The sequence below is a fragment of the Desulfosoma sp. genome (assembly GCF_052743555.1).
On the sequence record NZ_JBRAHS010000007.1, the window covers coordinates 49,096 to 68,276 of the forward strand.

General features: G+C 58.6%; 14 protein-coding genes. 4 read left to right on the top strand and 10 right to left on the bottom strand.

The genetic code is table 11. From position 1 onward, the window contains the following. The first annotated feature begins 80 nt into the window (after positions 1 to 80). Positions 81 to 2,696, top strand: a complete 2,616-nt coding sequence (gene glnD / locus ACUVSA_RS05855; protein ID WP_445894125.1) for a [protein-PII] uridylyltransferase — start codon at positions 81 to 83, stop codon at positions 2,694 to 2,696. Positions 2,697 to 3,005: 309 nt separating this feature from the next. Beyond that, the gene (gene glnA, locus ACUVSA_RS05860) at positions 3,006 to 4,418 is read left to right on the top strand and encodes a type I glutamate--ammonia ligase (protein ID WP_445894126.1); all 1,413 of its coding nucleotides are present in this window, start codon (positions 3,006 to 3,008) and stop codon (positions 4,416 to 4,418) included. Positions 4,419 to 4,740: 322 nt separating this feature from the next. On the opposite strand, the gene trpA is transcribed toward glnA, so the two are convergent. The 9 genes from trpA to ACUVSA_RS05905 all read right to left on the bottom strand — a co-directional run bounded on the left by trpA (position 4,741) and on the right by ACUVSA_RS05905 (position 13,731). After that, positions 4,741 to 5,538, bottom strand: a complete 798-nt coding sequence (gene trpA, locus ACUVSA_RS05865; protein ID WP_445892564.1) for a tryptophan synthase subunit alpha — start codon at positions 5,536 to 5,538, stop codon at positions 4,741 to 4,743. Between the two features lie 14 nt (positions 5,539 to 5,552). Next, on the bottom strand, positions 5,553 to 6,767 hold the full coding sequence (trpB, locus tag ACUVSA_RS05870; protein WP_445892568.1) for a tryptophan synthase subunit beta: 1,215 nt from the start codon (positions 6,765 to 6,767) through the stop codon (positions 5,553 to 5,555). A 14-nt stretch (positions 6,768 to 6,781) separates the two neighbouring features. Beyond that, entirely contained in the window at positions 6,782 to 7,477 is a 696-nt protein-coding gene (locus ACUVSA_RS05875) for a phosphoribosylanthranilate isomerase (protein ID WP_445894127.1), read from the bottom strand. Beyond that, positions 7,455 to 8,306 carry an indole-3-glycerol phosphate synthase TrpC gene (gene trpC / locus ACUVSA_RS05880; protein WP_445894128.1) on the bottom strand — a complete coding sequence of 284 codons (852 nt, stop codon included), beginning with the start codon at positions 8,304 to 8,306 and terminating at the stop codon, positions 7,455 to 7,457. Before trpC ends, ACUVSA_RS05875 begins: the two co-directional genes overlap by 23 nt. A 345-nt stretch (positions 8,307 to 8,651) precedes the next feature. Continuing rightward, entirely contained in the window at positions 8,652 to 9,674 is a 1,023-nt protein-coding gene (gene trpD, locus ACUVSA_RS05885; protein WP_445892561.1) for an anthranilate phosphoribosyltransferase, read from the bottom strand. Next, positions 9,664 to 10,251, bottom strand: coding sequence for an anthranilate synthase component II (locus ACUVSA_RS05890; protein WP_445892560.1), 588 nt, complete (start codon positions 10,249 to 10,251; stop codon positions 9,664 to 9,666). The genes trpD and ACUVSA_RS05890 overlap by 11 nt, the downstream gene beginning before the upstream one ends. A 21-nt stretch (positions 10,252 to 10,272) precedes the next feature. Next, on the bottom strand, positions 10,273 to 11,832 hold the full coding sequence (locus tag ACUVSA_RS05895) for an anthranilate synthase component I family protein (protein WP_445894129.1): 1,560 nt from the start codon (positions 11,830 to 11,832) through the stop codon (positions 10,273 to 10,275). 22 nt (positions 11,833 to 11,854) lie between these two features. After that, entirely contained in the window at positions 11,855 to 12,913 is a 1,059-nt protein-coding gene (gene aroF, locus ACUVSA_RS05900; protein ID WP_445894175.1) for a 3-deoxy-7-phosphoheptulonate synthase, read from the bottom strand. A gap of 581 nt (positions 12,914 to 13,494) precedes the next feature. After that, complete coding sequence (locus ACUVSA_RS05905; protein WP_445892558.1) at positions 13,495 to 13,731, bottom strand: hypothetical protein; 237 nt, start codon at positions 13,729 to 13,731, stop codon at positions 13,495 to 13,497. 93 nt (positions 13,732 to 13,824) lie between these two features. On the opposite strand from ACUVSA_RS05905, the gene recD2 reads away from it, so the two are divergent. Together recD2 and ACUVSA_RS05915 are read left to right on the top strand one after the other, a co-directional pair. Beyond that, entirely contained in the window at positions 13,825 to 16,023 is a 2,199-nt protein-coding gene (gene recD2 / locus ACUVSA_RS05910; RefSeq protein WP_445892557.1) for an SF1B family DNA helicase RecD2, read from the top strand. Between the two features lie 314 nt (positions 16,024 to 16,337). Further along, a complete protein-coding gene (locus ACUVSA_RS05915; protein ID WP_445894130.1) occupies positions 16,338 to 17,846 on the top strand; it encodes a hypothetical protein in 1,509 nt (502 codons plus the stop codon). Here the strand turns inward: ACUVSA_RS05915 and ACUVSA_RS05920 are convergent. Beyond that, a complete protein-coding gene (locus ACUVSA_RS05920; RefSeq protein ID WP_445892555.1) occupies positions 17,806 to 19,173 on the bottom strand; it encodes a hypothetical protein in 1,368 nt (455 codons plus the stop codon). The genes ACUVSA_RS05915 and ACUVSA_RS05920 overlap by 41 nt on opposite strands. Positions 19,174 to 19,181: the final 8 nt, after the last annotated feature.

Sequence of the window (19,181 nt, forward strand, 5' to 3'; positions counted from 1 at the left end):
ATGGGCCGACGGGTGCGCCCAGGGGCAAAGCCTTTTTATGGCCGGAGCGGCGGTGGAGCCTGCAGTGAAACGGATGCCTCATGGACTGTGACCATCTGGTGCAACTTCGCAAGGATTTTCAGGAATCATGCGCCCGGGATGTGCCGGGAGTCATGGCGGCCCGGACCTACGCCACACAGCTTCTCGAAGAACTTCGCCGGCTCATCATCGCATCATCCGCGGCCGCCGCTGACGGCTGGTGCGCCGCTGCGGTGGGAGGATTCGGCCGAGGTCAGCTCAGTTTTGCCTCCGACCTGGACCTGGTCTTTTTGCACCAACGCCGCTTGCCCTTGCGGGTGGAAGCCTGGATTCGGCAGATCATTCCGAGCCTCTGGGATGCCGGTTTTGAAGTGGGTCACATGGTCACGTCCCCCAAGGATTTGAAAAACCTGATGCGCCAGGACTTCAGTGTTCAGACCACGTTCATGGAAGCCGCCCTGGCCGGAGGGGATGCGGATTTTTATGGCCGATGGCGCGAAGAATTTCTCTCGGGTTTTTCGCGAACCAAACGGGCGCGGTTTCTGGAAGACCTTCGTCAGTATCGAAAGGCCCGCTACCGTCGTTACGGAGAAAGCAGTTACCTTTTGGAACCGCACCTCAAGGAAGGTGTGGGGAGCCTGCGCGATCTGCACACCATTCGCTGGGTGGGGGTGATTTTTTTGGGCACCCCCTTGGTGTCCGCCCTCACGAATGCCGGGTGGCTTTCTGCGGAAGACGCCTTGTGGCTGGAACAGGCGGAAGACTTTCTGTGGCGAGTGCGCCTGCAATTGCACCACGTGAGCGGGAAGCGCCTGGACCGGCTTCTGATGGCGGACCAGGAAACCCTGGCCAAGCGCTTGGGCTTTTTGGACGGAACGGAAGGCAGTGCCGTGGAAGCCTTTATGCACCTGTACTATCGCCACACGGCGCGTATTCGGCGCATCACTGCCTTTGTTTTGGATCGTCTCACCCATGAAACGCGCACACCGCGACGTTCTTCCGCCCATCGAAAAACCGTGCTTCCCGGACCGTTTCTTTTGGAAGACAACCACCTGTCTTTTATGGAACCGGAACGCATTCCAGAAAGGCCGGATTGGCTTATGGCCCTCTTTGGGGAAGCCGCCAAAAGAGGCGCCCATTTCCATCATCAGACCGGGCGCGTTGTGCGCGAATACCTGTGGGCCGTTACCGACGCCGTGCGATCCCAGCCGGACGTGGTGGCCCAATTCTTCGATATTCTGCTCCATCCCAGCCGAGCCTTTGCGGTGCTGCGTGTCATGATGGAAACGGGATTTCTCCAAACCTTTATTCCGGAACTGGCGTCCGTGCGGTACCGTGTGCAGCACGACCTCTATCACCTCTATACCGTGGACGAACACCTCATGCGCACCGTGCGGGAAATGCACCGCTTGGAACAAGGCCTTCCGTCCCTGGAGCCTCAAGTGGATTGCCGACATCTGTTTCAGGATCTTCCCCATCGGCGTGTCTTGTACCTGGCCGCTTTACTGCACGATGTGGGCAAAGGGCAGGGCAAGAACCATTCGGTGCGCGGTGCCGAGATGAGCCGAGCCATTGGGGAACGCTTGGGACTGCAGGAGGAAGAAAAAAGCCTGCTGGAATTCCTCATTCGACACCACCTGCTGCTTCCTGACACGGCCTTGAAGCGCGACCTGAGCGATGAAAAGCCCATTGTGCGCTGTGCCATGCAGATTGGCAGCCGCATCAAGCTGCGGCTTCTCTACCTTCTGGCGGTGGCGGATTCTCGAGCCACCGGTCCCGGCGCATGGAACACCTGGCGCGCCTCCCTGATGGACGAACTCTACGCCAAGGTGGACCGCGTCCTGCTGCGCGGGGAATGGCAGCCGGAAGATGTCACCCAAAGGGTCGACGCCTTGCAGGCGGAAGTGCTTGCGTTGTGCGATGCCGGCCTTCGGCCCGCCGTGGCGCGATGGCTGGAAAATCTCTCCCTGCGCTATCTTCTGTCCCAAACGCCTGCCGATGTGGTGCGCCATTACAGTATGGAAAAAGCGGTGCTTGATCAGGGGCTCGTTTTGGATGCCCAACCCTTGGAAGGCGAACTGTGGCAGGTGACCATTGCCAGCCGGGATCGGCCCGGCTTGTTTGCCACTATCACGGGCGTGCTCTGGTTGCACGGCTTGAACATTCTTTCGGCCGACATCTACACACGCTCTTCAGGCATCGCCCTGGACATTCTCATCGTGGAAGACGTGCCGGATCCTCTGCACTCGGAAGAAACCTGGCGACGCGTGCACAACGACCTCACCCGCTGCGTTCAGGACCCCGCCGCCTTCACGGCCCTCATGGCGCGGCACCAGCCTTCCTTGCCGCGGAAATCCTTGCTGGGCTCCAAAAAACCCGACCGCGTGGTCATGGATGAGAGCGCTTCCGATTTCTACACAGTCATCGAAGTCTACACATGGGAACGTCCCGGCGTGCTGCATGCCGTCACCCAGACCCTGTACGAACTGGGCCTGACGATTCAGCTGGCCAAGATTTCCACGCCCGGAGCCCAGGTGGTGGACGTCTTTTATGTGACGGATCTGGACGGAGCCAAGATACAGGATCCTGAAAAACACGGCCTCATCGAAGAGCGGCTTTTGGAATGCCTGCGCTCGTGGAATCTGCCCAAGGCCAGGGGCGAGCTTTTAACTGTTTAAAATGGCTAGACCCGAAACCGGCAAGAAAGGGTTTACCCACAGGCTTCCAAAGTGGATGGGTTTCCAGCTAAGGGTCCGTCATCGAATGGGATGGGCGCCGCGGTGCACAGCGGGCGTGAAATGGAAGGGGACAAAAGCGTTCTTTGCACACGCAGGCGAGGCCACAAAAAAACAATTTTGTTCCATCTTTCAGAGCCGTGGAAGCAGGCTGGGCAAAAAGCGGCGACTTGAAGACTTGGCGTGAAAATTGCTTCTCTCTGCGCGGAGCGCGCAACTTCACTCACCCTTTTTGCATACGGAGGAAAACGCATGACCCCTCAGGACGTGATGGCTTTTGCCAAGGAACACAACGCTCAAATGGTGGATCTTCGCTTCCTGGATTTTCCCGGCATTTGGCAGCACTTTACGGTGCCCATCAGTGAATTCGATGAATCGTCCTTTGAAGACGGTTTGGGGTTTGACGCATCCAGCATTCGAGGGTGGCAGCCCATCAACGCCAGCGATATGCTGGTGATTCCAGACCCGGAGACAGCCGTTATGGATCCCTTTTTTCAAGTGCCCACACTGACCCTCATCTGCAACATCGTGGACCCTGTAACCAAAGAACGCTACACGAGGGATCCCCGCTACATCGCCCACAAGGCGGAATCGTACCTTCGGTTTACCGGCATTGGGGATACGGCCTATTTCGGGCCGGAGGCGGAATTTTTCATTTTTGACGACATTCGCTATGCCACCGCGGCGCACTATGGCTATTACTTCATCGATTCCGAAGAGGGGATTTGGAACAGCGGTCGAGAAGAAAACCCCAACCTAGGCTACAAGCCGCGCCACAAGGAAGGCTATTTTCCCGTACCGCCCACCGATGCGTTGCAGGACCTTCGCACGGAAATGGTGCTCATGATGCAGCAGGTGGGGATACAGGTGGAATGTCAGCATCACGAAGTGGCCACGGCCGGGCAAGCGGAAATCGACATGCGGTTTGCGCCCCTGGTCAAGATGGGCGACCAGCTCATGTGGTTTAAGTACATCATCAAAAACGTGGCCCGTAAGCACAAGAAAACCGTGACCTTTATGCCCAAACCCCTTTTCGGCGACAATGGATCGGGCATGCACACGCATTTGAGTCTCTGGAAAGACGGCAAACCCTTGTTTGCCGGAGACCGCTATGCGGGCTTGAGTGAAATGGCTTTGCACGCCATCGGCGGGGTTTTGCGGCATGCGGCGGCTCTGTGCGCCTTTACCAACCCCACCACCAATTCGTACAAGAGGCTGGTGCCCGGCTATGAGGCTCCGGTGAACTTGGCCTATTCCAGCCGAAACCGCAGCGCCTCCATTCGTATTCCCATGTATTCGCCGTCACCGAAGGCGAAGCGCATCGAGATTCGTTTTCCCGACCCGTCCTGCAACGGTTATCTGGCTTTCAGCGCCCTGCTCATGGCCGCCTTGGACGGCATCGAAAACCGCATCGATCCCGGTGAACCTTTGGACAAGGACATTTATGCTCTGAGCCCCGAAGAACTGGCCAGTGTGCCGTCCACACCGGGATCGCTGGAGGAGGCACTCAAGGCCCTGGAAAAGGATCACGACTTTCTGCTCAAAGGCGACGTATTTACGGAAGATGTGATCGCCAAGTGGCTGGAATATAAGCGGGCCAACGAAGTGGACCCTGTGCGGCTGCGTCCGCACCCATACGAATTCATGCTCTACTTCGACATCTAACCCTGGCTGCCTTATTCTTCGGCGGGACTCTTTCACGCTTTCCTTCCCCTTGCACTCAAGGGGAAGGGGCCCGCATGGGCCCGGTCGAAGCCGCTGTTTCTGACAAGCTGTCGCGTTCTTTATCTTTTTTCAAAGCATCGCCTCCTGCTGTTTCGGCATGTGAGGGGACAGCCGGCAGCCGTTCAAGCTCGGCGAAGCTGCCCCAATATGGCCTTGTGTGTCGTTGAAACGGAAAGGCTGTGCACCGTCTCCCCGCAACACATTCACGGACGAGCTCCAAAAAGCTTGTGTAAGAGTGACCGTGGGGGCGATGGTTTTGAACTCATCGGCGGGTGGCGGCTTTGAGTGTGCGGGCGTAGCGGCGAAGACGCTCAGCAAGGTCCGGCGCCTTCAGGTTTTCTTCGATGAGCCGTTCAAAGGCGCTGCCCACCACGGCGCCATCCGCCGTTTGGCACACGGTGCGCACGTGTTCTGGTTGAGAAATGCCAAAGCCCACGCAGACCGGAAGGGAGGTGACCTGTTTGAGGCGTTGGGCCGTGGCCGTGACCTCATCCAGGTTCAACCCGGCGCTTCCCGTGACGCCTGTCATGGAAACCAGATACAAGAATCCGGAAGCGTCCTCGGCGATGGCCGCCATGCGCTCGGGCGGCGTGGTGGGTGCCACGAGCCGAATGAAATCCAGCGCATTTCCAGACCATTGGTCCAGAAATTCCCGGGATTCCTCCGGCGGCAGATCCACCACAAGAACGGCGTCGACGCCGCAGCGCACACTTTCCTTGTAAAATCGTGCCCCGCCCATAGCCAAAATCGGATTGTAGTAACTGAAGATCACCACGGGAATGTCGCTCCACTGACGCAAAGCCCGGCACAGTTGAAGGGTTTTTTCCAGAGTCATGCCGTGAGCGAGGGCGCGGGCCGATGAGCGCTGAATGACGGGGCCGTCGGCCGTGGGATCGGAAAAGGGCACGCCCAGCTCAAGAATGTCCACACCCCCATCGATCATGGCTCGAAGCACGGCGATGGAAGTCGTTGGATCGGGATCTCCTGCCGTGACGAAACCCACCAGAGCCCCTTCGCCTTTGTCCTTGAGGGCTTCAAACACATGTTGCAATCGACTCATGCTCTGCACCTTTCCTAAAGGTCTTTGAAAACAATACCCAAATCCTTGTCACCTCGACCCGAAAGATTGACGATGAGAATGTCGTCGGGTGAACGGTGAGCGGCTTCCGCCATGGCGTGCGCCACGGCGTGAGCGCTTTCCAGGGCAGGAATGATGCCTTCCAGGGTGGCGAGGGTGCGAAAGGCGAGAAGGGCTTCCGCATCGGTGACGGCAACATAACGGGCTCGGCCATTATCCTTGAGCCACGCATGTTCGGGGCCCACTCCCGGGTAATCCAGTCCGGCGGAAATGGAATGGGCTTCAAGAATCTGTCCGTGACCATCCTGCAGCACGTACGACTTGGAACCATGTAGGACACCGATGGATCCGGCGCCCAAGGTGGCGGCGTGTTTTCCCGTCTCGATGCCTTTTCCGGCGGCTTCCACGCCGATCATGGCCACGGGGTCCTCAAGAAAAGGGTAAAAAAGCCCCATGGCGTTGCTGCCTCCGCCCACACACGCAATGAGGGCTTGGGGCAGGCGCCCTTCCTGTTCCAGAATCTGACGGCGAGCCTCGTCGCCGATGACCCGTTGAAAATCCCGAACCATGACGGGGTACGGGTGCGGCCCGGCCACCGACCCGATCACATAAAAGGTGTCCCTCACGGCACTCACCCAATAGCGCATGGCCTCGTTCATGGCGTCTTTAAGGGTTCCCGTACCCGAAGCGACGGGAATGACCTGAGCGCCTAAAAGCTCCATACGGCGCACGTTAGGGGCCTGGCGTTTCACGTCCTCGGTCCCCATGAAGACTCGGCATTCCATACCGAAAAGGGCCGCCGCCGTGGCCGTGGCCACTCCGTGCTGGCCGGCACCCGTTTCGGCAATAATCCTTGTCTTTCCCATGCGCTGGGCCAGCAACACCTGGCCCAGCGTATTATTGATCTTGTGGGCTCCCGTGTGGGCGAGATCCTCCCGCTTGAGATAAATGGTCGCCCCGCCGCAATGGGATGAAAGGCGTTGCGTTTTGTACAAGGGCGTGGGGCGGCCGGCATAGTGGCGCAGAAGACGCACAAAGGCCTCATGAAAAGAGGGATCTTTTCGAGCGTCTTCGTAGGCGGCTTCCAGTTCCAGAAGTGCGGGCATGAGGGTTTCCGCCACGTAGCGGCCGCCGTAAGGCCCGAAATGGCCTCGAGCGTCCGGCATGGGTTCGTGGGGCTGGCAGATCCAAGGGGACTGGGCACGTGACATGGTTAGTGTTGGGTTCATGAGAAAATGCCTCCTAGCACGGGGCGCGGCCTCAGGCGGCGCACAGCGTTAACGAAGCGTTCCATTTTTTCCGGGTCTTTGCGGCCCGGGCGACTTTCCACTCCGGAACTCACATCCACTCCCGAAGGTTCCGCAGCCCGAAGGGCTTCCTGGACGTTGTCGTGGTTGAGTCCTCCGGCCAGCATCATCGGGGTGCCGCCTACGGCGCCCTTCGCCTGCCCCCAATCCCACGCCAAAGCGTTCCCTCCAGGACGTTGTTTCCCGGCGCATTCCACCAAAAAGGCCGATGGGGCGTAATGGATGTAGTCCTTAAGGTAAGGCGCTCGATTGATGAACAAGGCCTTCATGACACGAAGGCCGGCCTCTTCCAGACGGGCTGCGTCTTCGGGGGGTTCGTTGCCATGCAGTTGCACGGCATGAAGCCCCACCGATCGTGCGGTGGCCAACACGGTCGACCAAGGTCGATCCACAAAGACGCCGACGGCAACGATGTGTGACGGCAGCACACGCACGATGCTTCGAGCCGTCGCTTCGTCCACATAACGTGGGCTCTTGGCATAAAAAACCAGTCCCACGGCCTGGATGTCCAAGGAGCAGGCCGCTTGGGCGTCATCGATGGTGGTGATGCCGCAAATCTTGATGTCCATGAGAAAAGACTCCAGTAGGGAGTCAGGCTCTTTGGTTGTCGGCATTTTTCACGGCTTCGCCCGAAAAAGGCTGGATAAGATGCCGCACGGCGTTTTCGGGATTCGATGCCCGCACAAGAGATTCACCCACAAGGAAATTGAAAATCCCTGCCGCCGCGAGCCGTTCAATATCGGAGCGGCTGCGTATACCGCTTTCGGCCACCATGATACGGTCTTCGGGAATGTGAGCGCGCAGACGAAGGGATGTCTCCAAGAAGGTTTGAAAAGTCGTCAAGTCCCTGTTGTTCACACCCACGATGCGGGCGCCGCACCGAAGAGCGGCTTCCAATTCCGGTTCATCGTGCACTTCGGTCAGGGCATCCAGGCTCAGCGCCTCACACAAGGCCAGAGCATCTCGAAGAAAGGCCTCGGTGACGGCTCGAACGATCAGCAGGATTGCGTCCGCCCCGGCGGCTCGAGCCTCATAAATTTGGTATTCACTCACCGTGAAGTCCTTGCGAAGTACAGGAAGGGTCACGGCATCCCGTGCGGCTTTGAGGTCATCCAGGGATCCGCAGAAAAAAGGGCCGTCGGTGAGAACCGACAAGGCGGCGGCGCCACCGCGGGCATAGGCTTTCGCGTACGCCGCTGGATTTAAGTCAGGGCGCAGAGGGCCTTTGGAAGGAGAGGCCCGTTTGATTTCGGCGATGAGGCGCACCGGAGGGCTTGCGGGCTCGGCATGAGAAATTCGACCGGGAAGCAGGGCCGAGGCCAGCGAGCGCGGTTTGGGCATGGCTTCCGCAAGGCGACGAAGATCGGCAAGGGGCGTTCGAGCCGATCGAACGGTCACCTCTTCCCGCTTGGCATCCAGAATTCTGGCCAGTTGATCGCTCATGGTTGATGACTCCGTCAGCAGCTTTTCATTGGCTCATGCCTTCGGGCACGGCTTTGGACAACCCTTTCGTTCATCACGGTGCGTGGGTCCGCGCTTTTGCAAAGGTGGCCTTTGGTCCCTGCGCCAAAGATCGAGTCGCGAAGACGCGGTCCTTTCATTGGGTCATAGAGGGCCCGGACAAACCCATGAAAAAGCATGCCCCAACAGCCTTTCGAGGAGCTCGTTCGACAATGGCTTAGCCGCGTCCTTTCGGCATGAGGGTGTCGAAGCGCCGCAAGGGACGATAAGGCGTCGCGGCTTGCGCCGCTCCTACGGAAGGTGTTTTCCGACATGCTCCTGAGGTCCTTAGCCCGCAGCCCTTTGTTGGGTGAGACGGATCAGGGTTTCCAACTTGTCCCGGGCTGCGCCGGTGTCGAGGCTCTGCTCGGCCAGGCGCATCCCGTCTCGAAAATCTTCCGCAGCCCCTGCAGCCACCAGGGCCGCTGCCGCATTCACCACCACCACGTCCCGACAGGGGCCGGGGGCTCCTTCCAGGACAGAGCGCAGCAGGCGAGCGTTGTCCTCGGGCGTGCCGCCCCGAAGGGCTTCCGGATCGGCCTTTCGCCCCAGAAGTCGCTCAGGGTCCAGATCGTAGGTGCGCACTAGGCCGTCCTGCAGTTCCGTTACCCGCGTGGGGGCGCAGACGCTGATTTCGTCCAGACCGTCATGGCCATGGACTACAAAGGCGCGGCGCGTTCCCAAGAGCTGCAATGCCCTGGCAAACATTTCCGTCAGCTCCGGAGCGAACACCCCTAGCACTTGGCAGTTGGCTCCGGCCGGGTTGGTGAGCGGCCCCAGCATGTTGAAAATGGACCGAATACCCACTTCCTTGCGCGCCTTGGCCGCGAACTTCATGGCGCCGTGATAGAGCGGCGCAAAAAGAAAACCGATACCGATTTCCCCGATGATTTCCTCCACAACCTCAGGATGCACATCCAGGCGCACCCCAAGACTTTCCAGTACATCGGCGCTGCCGCATCGGCTGGACACCGATCGATTGCCATGTTTGGCCACGGTGACCCCGCAGCCCGCCACCACAAAGGCGGCTGTAGTGGAAATGTTAAAGGTCTGCGCGCCGTCCCCACCCGTCCCGCACGTGTCCACGACGGTGGAAGTGTTGACGTGAAGCCGATGGGCCTTTCGGCGCATGGTTCGAGCGGCGCCCGCCAATTCGGCAAAGGTTTCGCCTTTGGTGGCCAGAGCCGCCATAAAGGCGCCGATCTGGGCGTCGGTGAGCGCTCCGGACATGAGCTGGTCCATAAGGGCGCTCATTTCTTCCTCCGTCAGGTCCATGCGTCGCGTGATGCGTCGAAGCAGGTCAGCAAACATGGCCGGTTCCTCCCTGCCCGTTGAGAAAGTTTCGCAGAAGCCTTTTTCCCACGGGCGTCATGATGGATTCCGGATGAAATTGAATGCCTTCACACGGGTATGCTTTGTGACGGATGCCCATCACTTCACCGTCATCAGCTTCCGCGCTGATGGTCAGACAATCGGGCAGCGCCGAACGATCCACGGCCAGAGAATGGTAGCGCATGGCCTGAAACGGTCCCGCAATGCCTCGGTAGATGCCCTGGCCGTCCGGTCGCACCATGGAGGTCTTGCCGTGCATGAGGTATCGGGCGGAACCCACACGCCCCCCGTAGGCGACGGCGATAGCCTGATGCCCTAGGCACACGCCCAGAATGGGGATGGATGACGCGGCGGCGCGAATGAGCGGCACCGAAATCCCCGCATTTTCGGGGCGTCCCGGCCCGGGAGAAATGACGATGCCTTGAGGGTTCCAGGAGAGAATCTCGTCCACGGTGGCCGCATCATTGCGCACCACCCGAACCTGGGCTCCCAGCACAAGCAGGTATTGAACCAGGTTGTACGTAAAGGAATCGTAGTTGTCGATCACGACGATCATGGCCTGTGCTCCTTTGCGTCGCTACAAAAAATTGCCGGTGTTTCGAAGCAAGGCCACGGCCTTGAGCATGGCCTGAGCCTTGTTCACCGTTTCGTCGTATTCCCGTTCTGGAATGGAATCGGCCACAATGCCGGCACCTGTCTGCACGGTCATGGTTTGGTCGTGAAGCACTGCCGTTCGAATGGTGATGGCCAGATCCATGTTGCCCGTGTACGAGATGTACCCGACCGCGCCACCGTAAGGCCCTCGGGGCGTGGGTTCCAGCTCGGCGATGATTTCCATGGCCCGAATCTTTGGAGCCCCGGTGAGGGTGCCTGCCGGGAAGGTAGCTCGGAGAAGGTCCCAGGCATCGCAGTCCCGCCTGAGATCACAAGTGATGTTAGACACCAGGTGCATCACGTGGGAATAGCGTTCCACCACCATGAGATCGGTCACCTGGACGGTGCCGGTTTCCGCCACTCGGCCCAAGTCGTTGCGGCCCAAGTCCACTAACATGAGGTGCTCGGCCCTTTCCTTAGGATCCTTGAGTAGTTCGTCCGCAAGGCGGCGATCCTCCTGTTCCGTCGCGCCTCGAGGTCGCGTGCCGGCGATGGGGCGAAGGGTGGCGACCCCGTTTTCCAGACGCACCATGGTTTCGGGGGAGGATCCCACAAGGATGCGGTCGTCCAGTTCCATGAAGAACATGTAGGGAGAGGGGTTGATGTAGCGCTGCGCGCGATAGAGCAACCAAGGGTCGGGAGCGGGCTGGAGAACAAAGGGCTGGGAGATGACCGTCTGGATGACGTCCCCGGCACGAACGTAGTCTTTGACTTTGCGCACCATCGCCAGAAAATCGTCTTGGCTCATTACGGTTCGAAACGTTCCGCCGTCTTCGGAAAAAGACGCCCTTGGCCGTTCCCCTTTAGGTTCGAGCCCATGAGGGACGGCCGGGGCGGGCGATGCCAGAGGGAGGGGTTCGGTGCACAACGGCGCTTCAAGGGATCGGGCCAGAGACTGAAGACGAGCCACGGCGTCGTCATAAAGTTTCTGAGGGTTTTCCGATGCATGATTTCGGACAACGGGAACCAGCAGGGTCAGCGTATGCCGGACATTGTCAAAGATGATCAGCTCGTCGGTCATCACGAAATGGCCGAGCGGTACTTCAGGGGGAAGGCCGTTGGGAATCCTCTCAAAGAAGGAGACGGTTTCATAGGCGAACCATCCGACCAGGCCCCCCCAGAACCGGGGAAGTCCAGGAACGGAAACAGGCCGGTAAGAGGCCATGAGCTGTCGCAGAACGTTTAAGGGATTGCCGCCGTGCTCCAGTCGCTGCGCAACGCCGTTTTCGTTCAGTTCCACGCCGTCACGAAAGAGGCGTACGTGCCGCGATGCGGAGACCCCCAGAAAGCTGTAACGACCCCACCGCTCCCCGCCCTCGACGCTTTCCAGTAAAAAGACGGGGCGGCCGGGACGGCGGATCTTGGCCAGAGCCGAGACGGGGGTTTCCGTGTCGGCCAAGACGTCACAGCACACAGGAACCAGGTTCCCCTGGGTCAGCATGTGTGCAAAATCGTTTGGTGTCGGGTAAAATCTGAGCTTCATGATTCAGCGGTTCCGTAAAAGGTTATGTCGATGCGAGGGCTTTTGGTGAACCCACGGCGATACCGGGCTTTAAGGCTCGTGTGTACAGCGCCGCCATAGGCGCGATCTCCTCGCAGAGTTTTTGAAATTGATCGGGATAGAGAGACTGCGCGCCGTCACTCAAAGCCTCTTCCGGCCGATGGTGCACTTCCACCATGATCCCGTCGGCTCCGACAGCAACAGCCGCGCGGCTCAAGGGAATCACCTGGTCGCGACGTCCGCATGCATGGCTGGGATCCACAAGAATGGGTAGATGGCTTTCCTTGCGCACTACGGGGACGGCGGACAGGTCCAAGGTGTTTCGGCTGTGGTCGGTAAAGGTGCGAATGCCACGTTCGCACAGAATCACATGGGGATTGCCTCCTTCGAGGATGTATTCGGCGGCCATGAGCCATTCTTCCAGAGTGGCAGACATGCCGCGTTTGAGAAGCACCGGCTTGGAGGAATGGCTGGCTCGGCGAAGCAGCGTGAAGTTTTGCATGTTTCGGGCACCGATTTGCACCACATCGGCCACTTCCTCCACCAGGTCGTAGACCGTGTGGTCCAGGGCTTCGGTGACGATAGGCAACCCCGTTTCCTTTCGAACCTTGGCAAGGATTCTCAGGGCTTTCTCTCCAAGCCCCTGAAAGGCGTAAGGGGATGTGCGCGGCTTGAAGGCCCCTCCACGAAACAAGTGCGCTCCGGCACGCCGCACATGCCGGGCAATGGTCAGCGCTTGTTCCTCACTTTCCACGGCGCACGGTCCAGCGATGACCACCAAAGAGCCGTTGCCGATGCGCACATCGCCGACGGTGATCACGGTGTCCTGAGGGTGAAATTCGCGACTGACTAGCTTGTAAGGACGCGTCACCGGAATGACTTCTTTGACGCCCGGCAGACTCAGTACCCAATTGGGATCCACCGGGCCTCGATTGTGCAAAATGCCGATGGCCATGCGTTCACCGCCCTGTATGGGGCGGGCGCTGTAGCCTCGAGCTTCGATGACGCGCACCACATGAGCGATGTCATCCGCTGTGGCTTCTTTGTGCATCACGACAAGCATGACCTGCACCTCTTGTTGAAAGGCTGCCATGATTAGGGTTCTGTGGCCGATCCACAAAAAAAGGCCGGGGAACAAATCCCACGGCCTTCTGCGCACAAACAAAAAGACCGTGGGCCGGGTGGCCCACGGTCTGAACGGCTTGGATTCCGCTGGTGGTCTAAGGCGACGCACCTCCGTCGGCACACCCGTGCACAACGCACCACCACCACCAAAAACCAGCATTCTGCAGTGTCCGGAATGTGCCCACGAATAAACCCTTTCCCTCTTTAACTTTACCGCTCGTTATCAGACTTTCTAGCTAATGCCCCGGGGCGGGCTTTGTCAAGAAAATTTTTTCAAAGCTCATGGTAGGCGTTCTTTGACGCTGTCGAAACAATATTTTCTTGTTCGACCCTAAAGTTTGCGAAAGCGATCCACCCGCAATACGGAATTGGGCCGCGAAGTCCTTAACACATCTTGGTCCCATCGAGTCAACCTTTGTCGCTGTGAGCCAGAGAACCCGGTCCGCGAAGAACGGAGTGGCGTGCTTGATCCTTGTTGGGCCGGTCTTCAAGCTCGACCGGAACGTCCGCGGCGAGGCATCACTGCGGATGGCGCCGCCGACGCCCCTGGTTGGGGGCGTCTTGAGAGCGACGTCTCCCTTGGCGCTTCCGGGGTTGGAGAAAATCCACGCGAATGAACTCGTGGCGATTGACGAAGCGCACGTAAAGGGGATTGATGTTCAATTCCTTTTGGACCACGGCCCGCACCTGATCCAGCGTGGAATCCTTGCTGATACCGTACTTTCGATAGTCGTCCGTTTTGATGTAGAGAGCCATGGTCGTCCTCCTTGCCTGGTATAATGAGGCTTTCAATGCTATTGTAACGATCGGTTTGGGGTTGTCAAAACCATCGCTGGCGTCAGGAGCCTCATGACAGGGCAGACTTTGGAAGGACAGGTGGAACGCATTACCTTTGCCGGGGAAGAAGACGGCTACAGCGTGCTGCGCCTTAAAGTGCCCGGGCGCCGGGAGCTGGTGACAGTGGTTGGCGCGTTTGTGTCCGTGACACCGGGCGAAATGCTACGCCTTCGTGGTTCCTGGACACGGCATCCCAAGTACGGCGAACAGTTTCGAGTGGACCAATATGAGACACTGACCCCTGACACGGTGGAAGGCATTCGAAAATACCTGGGTTCCGGCCTCATCAAGGGCATCGGGCCCGAAATGGCCAAGCGCATCGTTAAGGCCTTTGGCGCGGCGACGCTGGAGGTGATCGATACGCAACCGGAACGGCTCCTTGAGGTGGACGGCATCGGCCCCAAACGCCTGCATGGGATTGTCAAGGCGTGGGACAATCAAAAAGAGATACGCGAGGTGATGATCTTTCTCAAGAGTCACGGAGTGAGCGCATCCCATGCCACGCGCATTTTTAAACAGTACGGCAAAGAATCCCTCAGTGTGGTGCGGGAAAACCCGTATCGGCTCGCCATGGATGTTTCCGGCATTGGGTTTGTAACGGCGGACAAAATCGCTCGAAGCCTGGGTTTTGCGCAGGATTCGCCGGCGCGCGCCGAAGCCGGATTGCATTACGCCCTTTTTCAGGCCGCCGATGAGGGCCATGTGTGCCTGCCTCGAAACCGCCTCTTGCACGACGCGGAAAGCCTGCTGGAAACGTCGCCCCAGGTGCTCGAAAAGGCCCTTCAGGCCCTTGCGGCCGACGGCCGCATCGTCGTGGAGCCGCTGACCGACACGGCGGCGGAAGGCATAGGGGATACGGCGGCTGTGTATTTGCGAGGCTATCATGTGGCGGAAATCCAGACAGCCGCTCGGCTGATCTCTATTGCCTCCTTTCCCAAGCGCTTTTCTTCGGCCGCCATCGATCAAGTCCTTTCGGCCGTGACGTCTCGGTTGCCTTTTCCTCTCGCGCCGCTGCAGATGGAAGCCGTTCGCAGAGCGTTGACGGACAAGGTCCTGGTGATCACGGGAGGTCCCGGTACGGGTAAAACCACATTGGTGAAGGCCATTTGTGCCGCTTATCAGCGCCTTGGGGGGCGTCTCGCTTTGGCGGCGCCGACGGGACGGGCGGCCAAGCGGTTGAGCGAAACTACGGGCCAGGAGGCGGCCACCATTCATCGGGTGCTGGAATTCAGCCCGGTGAACGGCGGCTTTCAGCGCAACGAACAAAGGCCTCTGTCGGCGGACTGCCTGATTGTGGACGAAGCCTCCATGCTGGACGCCCTTCTCGCCCATCATCTGCTCAAGGCCGTGGCGCCCAAAACCACCGTGATCTTTGTCGGTGACGTGGACCAGCTGCCGCCCGTCGGGGCCGGAAACGTTCTGCAGGACATCATCAGCTCCGGCGCCTTTCCCGTGGTGCGTTTGACGGAAATCTTTCGGCAGGCGCAGCGCAGCCTCATCGTCGTCAATGCCCACCGCATTCTCGAGGGATCCTTTCCCATCAGCGGACGCACTCAAGGGGAAAGGTTGTCGGATTTCTATTTCATTGAAAAAGACGATCCGGAAGAAGTACTGCGCCTTGTGGTGGAACTCTGCTCCCAACGCATTCCCAAGCGTTTTCGGCTGGATGCCGTGGAGGATATTCAGGTCTTGAGCCCTATGCATCGAGGCGTTGCTGGGGCGCAGCGGCTGAACGAGGTGCTGCAAAGGGCCTTAAACCCCAAGGGTCGCGCCGTGGAACGGGCCGGAAGAATCTTCCGCGTGGGAGACAAGGTCATGCAGCTGCGCAACAACTACGACAAGGAAGTTTTCAACGGAGATTTGGGCCGAATTCATGCGGTGGATGAAGAAAATCAAGAAATTCGAGTGCGTATCGACGGCCGACTGGTGAGCTACGACTTTTCCGAATTGGACGAGATCACCCATGCTTATGCGGTGAGCGTGCACAAGTCCCAGGGCAGTGAATATCCGGCGGTGGTGGTTCCCCTCGTGACCCAACATTATGTGATGCTGCAGCGCAACCTGCTCTACACAGCCGTCACCCGAGGGCGAAAGCTCGTGGTCCTGGTGGGATCCCGCAAAGCCCTGGCCATGGCGGTGAAAAACAATCGGGTTCAAAGGCGCTACACGCTCTTGGCCCAACGCCTGAGCGGCGTTCTATGTCGCCTTTAAAAGTGTGACGACTCGGTGGGGCATGAGCGCCGCCTCCAGGGACGCCAGTGGTGGATGTCACGATCCGAGTATAAAATCCGGGAATTCTCGTTAGAGATGCTCGCCGTTATGCGCAGGTTCGCCTGCGCTATTGAGCGTGGTTCATCGTCTGCAAGGGGACTAGAACCGTCTCTGAGAACACCTTCTGTCGGAGGGGCGTAAGCCTCGACGCCGGATCGCGTCTTGCGGCGCTCCTACAGAATAAAAGGGAAACGGCGCAAAAAGCTATTAGTGGTGCGCGATTGCTGAAAAAACTAAAGAAAGGATGGGGAACCGTGGGGTTTGTGGAAATTCGCGAGAACGTGTTTCGAGGCCCTCTGCCCGCTCGGGAAGGTGCGTTGGGATCCCTTTTGGCGCACTTTGAGCCGGCACATGTGGTCGGGCATCCCACATTCCGCAACGCGGACAACATCGGGCCGGAACTCCGTCGCGGCATGGAGGCGGCGCTCACCGCCTTTCCCGGGGAACGTGTGGCCTTTGTGGTTTCCGACGGTACATGCAGGCTGGATGAACCGGACCATTCCACGTTGGATGCTGCCATGAGGGCCGCGGCCGAATTTCTCGCGGGTCTGGATACGTCTGTGCGCGCTCGCCTTCTTGTGGCCGCCACGCCGTACGATGGCTACAAAGGGGATCGCACACCGGGCAAAGGCAGCGCGCTGAAGCTGCTTTTTGACGAGACGGCGTACTGCTCGACGATGCAAGACCTCATCCTTCTGGACGGTGACTTGCGAAACGACTTTCACCCGTGGTTTCAAACTTTTGCCGCCGTCGCCGCGCAGCATCGCCTGAGATGGCCGAATCGGCATTACTTTGTGACGGCCCGCTATGCCCGTCATTTTGTGGACGCCTCTTTGACCCGTTTCATCGTCGGCCCGCTCACCACGCTCATGGGCTGTTATGTGCCTGGAGGCATTTCCGGAGACATCGTTCTTTCAGCCGGCGCCGTGCAGCACGAAAGGGACGTCGTATGGGACGAGGCACGGCGCCGCTACGGCACGGATATCGCCACGACTCTGGATAACATTGCCGATCCCGAAACCGTCATTTATGAAGTCTATCTTGGCGCCAAACTTCACGACATCACCGATGAAGCCAAGCTGTCCGTCATGCCCGGGGAAGTCATCGGATCCGCCCTGAACCGGCTCCTGTACTATGAAGAGCGGGAGGGCCGAGTGAGCCGCCTTTTGGCTTCCCATGAGCCTTTGCAGCGCCCGATCACTTGGGGACCCGACAAAACCGGTATCGCCTTTATCGATCCTGGGCATACGGACGTCTTTGATGTGGACCGAAAGCGGGAGGCCCTGCTTGCGGGGTTTGAGCGCTACGAAAAGGCCATGCGTGAAACCCTGAACACGGAGACCTTTCGATGGGTGAAAGAGCGAGTGCACAGGTTGCGGAGCGCCTCCGCGCACGACACCGATCCGGTCCTCTTTTTGAATGTGACGCGGGACTTCTGGGTTCAGCTTCTCTATGAAAGCCTTGGACACCTTTTCGCCACCCGTCAGGTGGACGTCGTCAAGAGCTGCCTCAATTACCTGTACACCGCCGCTTTTCTGGAATTTTGCCGGGAGAAACTTGAGCGCCTCGGTGCGCGCACCTACGGCGCCGTGCGCGCTATGCAAAAGCAGTTGGGAGTGCCGCCCCAGGAGGCCGAAAAATTTTATCGAGAGGAAGTGGACGCCGTCGTGGAGGCCATGGCTCTGTCTTTTTATGAAGGACGCCGGGCCATCGTGGACGAGATCACTCGGCGTACTTCTGCTTTTCCTGCTCGACCACGTTGATGATGTCGTAGATGATGCCCGGTACCTTGCGCAGGACCCGGTCCCAGGACATGGTCTGCGGCGTTTCAAACAGTTGCGTGCGGGCGTTCTGGGCGCATTGATGAATGGTTTGAATGAGTCCGGCGGCTACGTAGGGTTGAAAATCGGGCTGACTGCCGACGAAAGAAGCGAATCGGTCGGCCAGTCGATATGGTGCCAAGAGGAGGTCTCCGGCGTACAGGATGGCGTTCTTGAACACGCCATGCACCATGGCTTCTTCCCGATCCGGATCGTAGTCCAGCCCGCAAAAGGCGGCGTTGTCCGCATACATCTTGATCAAGTTGTCGGCCACATTGAGGTAGGTCAGGGTGAGATCCCGAATGAAATGGTCCGAGATTTCCAAACCTTCCTCAATCACCAGGGCGCTGAGTAACGTCGTGACAATGTCGATGCCCATCTTGTGCAGCCCTCGGTCCTTGTCGTCGGCGGAGACGGGCTGATGTTTGTGGTCAAAGGGTTCGTGGGAGATTTCTACCTGCGCGATGTTGTTGGCCTTGCGATAGACTTCGATGAGCGTAAAGATTTCCACGCCCCAGTTCATGGCAAAATGCATGCGTTTGAGAAGACTCATGTCAAAGACCACTTCGCCCGAAAGCTGGTAGTTGAAGGTCAGAAGAAAGTCCACCAGGCGAAGGACCTTTTCTTCCTGGCTTTCGGTGAATTTGCGTTTGAGGGCGATAAGGAGGGGGTCGAGAAGAAGGCGTTTTACGCGGCCGTAGAGTTCGCCGTTTTTCAGCCGTGCGTAAAAGGCCTTGGAGAACTGATAATTGAGCACCTGAACGGGATAGATAAGCCGATCCAGTTGATCGCAGGTAAAGGTGCGAATGTCCGCATCCAGTAAGGCTACGGTTTGAGCCCCTAGCGCCAAGGCGATACCAAAGGACAGAAACATGTTGCGGCCTTTGCCGCGCACGTCCAAGGCGAATCCGGCCTGGGACAACTGTTCATAGATGCCTCGAAATCCAGGTCCGTCGTTGTGCACGATCAGACTGTTCTGGAGCTTGAGCTCTCGAACCATATGCCACAGTTCCCAGGCTTCTTCTTCCGTGGCGGCGTCGAGCCCGAAAAGAATGCGGGAGATGTAAGGCGCTTGGCTCAGTTCATTTAAAATGTTTTCGAAAACCGGCCGGTTTTCTGAATCCGTAAATTCGCTGGCCAGTACGGGGATGACCAGCACCGTTTTTTTCCAGCGGGAATGATGGATGAGTTCCTCCTTCATTTTCGGGTTGCCCGCTGTGAGCAGGTAAAAGGTCGCGATTTTCGTATGCTTTTGCGCAAAGTTGGACATCACGGACT

Bases quoted from the DNA above. Each gene is read 5' to 3' on its own strand.
- ACUVSA_RS05890 (WP_445892560.1), bottom strand. From the start codon at position 10,251: ATGATCGTCGTGATCGACAACTACGATTCCTTTACGTACAACCTGGTT.
- ACUVSA_RS05920 (WP_445892555.1), bottom strand. From the start codon at position 19,173: ATGTCCAACTTTGCGCAAAAGCATACGAAAATCGCGACCTTTTACCTG.
- recD2 (WP_445892557.1), top strand. From the start codon at position 13,825: ATGACAGGGCAGACTTTGGAAGGACAGGTGGAACGCATTACCTTTGCC.
- ACUVSA_RS05895 (WP_445894129.1), bottom strand. From the start codon at position 11,832: ATGAAGCTCAGATTTTACCCGACACCAAACGATTTTGCACACATGCTG.
- glnD (WP_445894125.1), top strand. From the start codon at position 81: ATGGACTGTGACCATCTGGTGCAACTTCGCAAGGATTTTCAGGAATCA.
- trpB (WP_445892568.1), bottom strand. From the start codon at position 6,767: ATGTCACGTGCCCAGTCCCCTTGGATCTGCCAGCCCCACGAACCCATG.
- trpC (WP_445894128.1), bottom strand. From the start codon at position 8,306: ATGAGCGATCAACTGGCCAGAATTCTGGATGCCAAGCGGGAAGAGGTG.
- glnA (WP_445894126.1), top strand. From the start codon at position 3,006: ATGACCCCTCAGGACGTGATGGCTTTTGCCAAGGAACACAACGCTCAA.
- ACUVSA_RS05875 (WP_445894127.1), bottom strand. From the start codon at position 7,477: ATGCCGACAACCAAAGAGCCTGACTCCCTACTGGAGTCTTTTCTCATG.
- trpD (WP_445892561.1), bottom strand. From the start codon at position 9,674: ATGTTTGCTGACCTGCTTCGACGCATCACGCGACGCATGGACCTGACG.
- trpA (WP_445892564.1), bottom strand. From the start codon at position 5,538: ATGAGTCGATTGCAACATGTGTTTGAAGCCCTCAAGGACAAAGGCGAA.
- aroF (WP_445894175.1), bottom strand. From the start codon at position 12,913: ATGCTTGTCGTGATGCACAAAGAAGCCACAGCGGATGACATCGCTCAT.
- ACUVSA_RS05905 (WP_445892558.1), bottom strand. From the start codon at position 13,731: ATGGCTCTCTACATCAAAACGGACGACTATCGAAAGTACGGTATCAGC.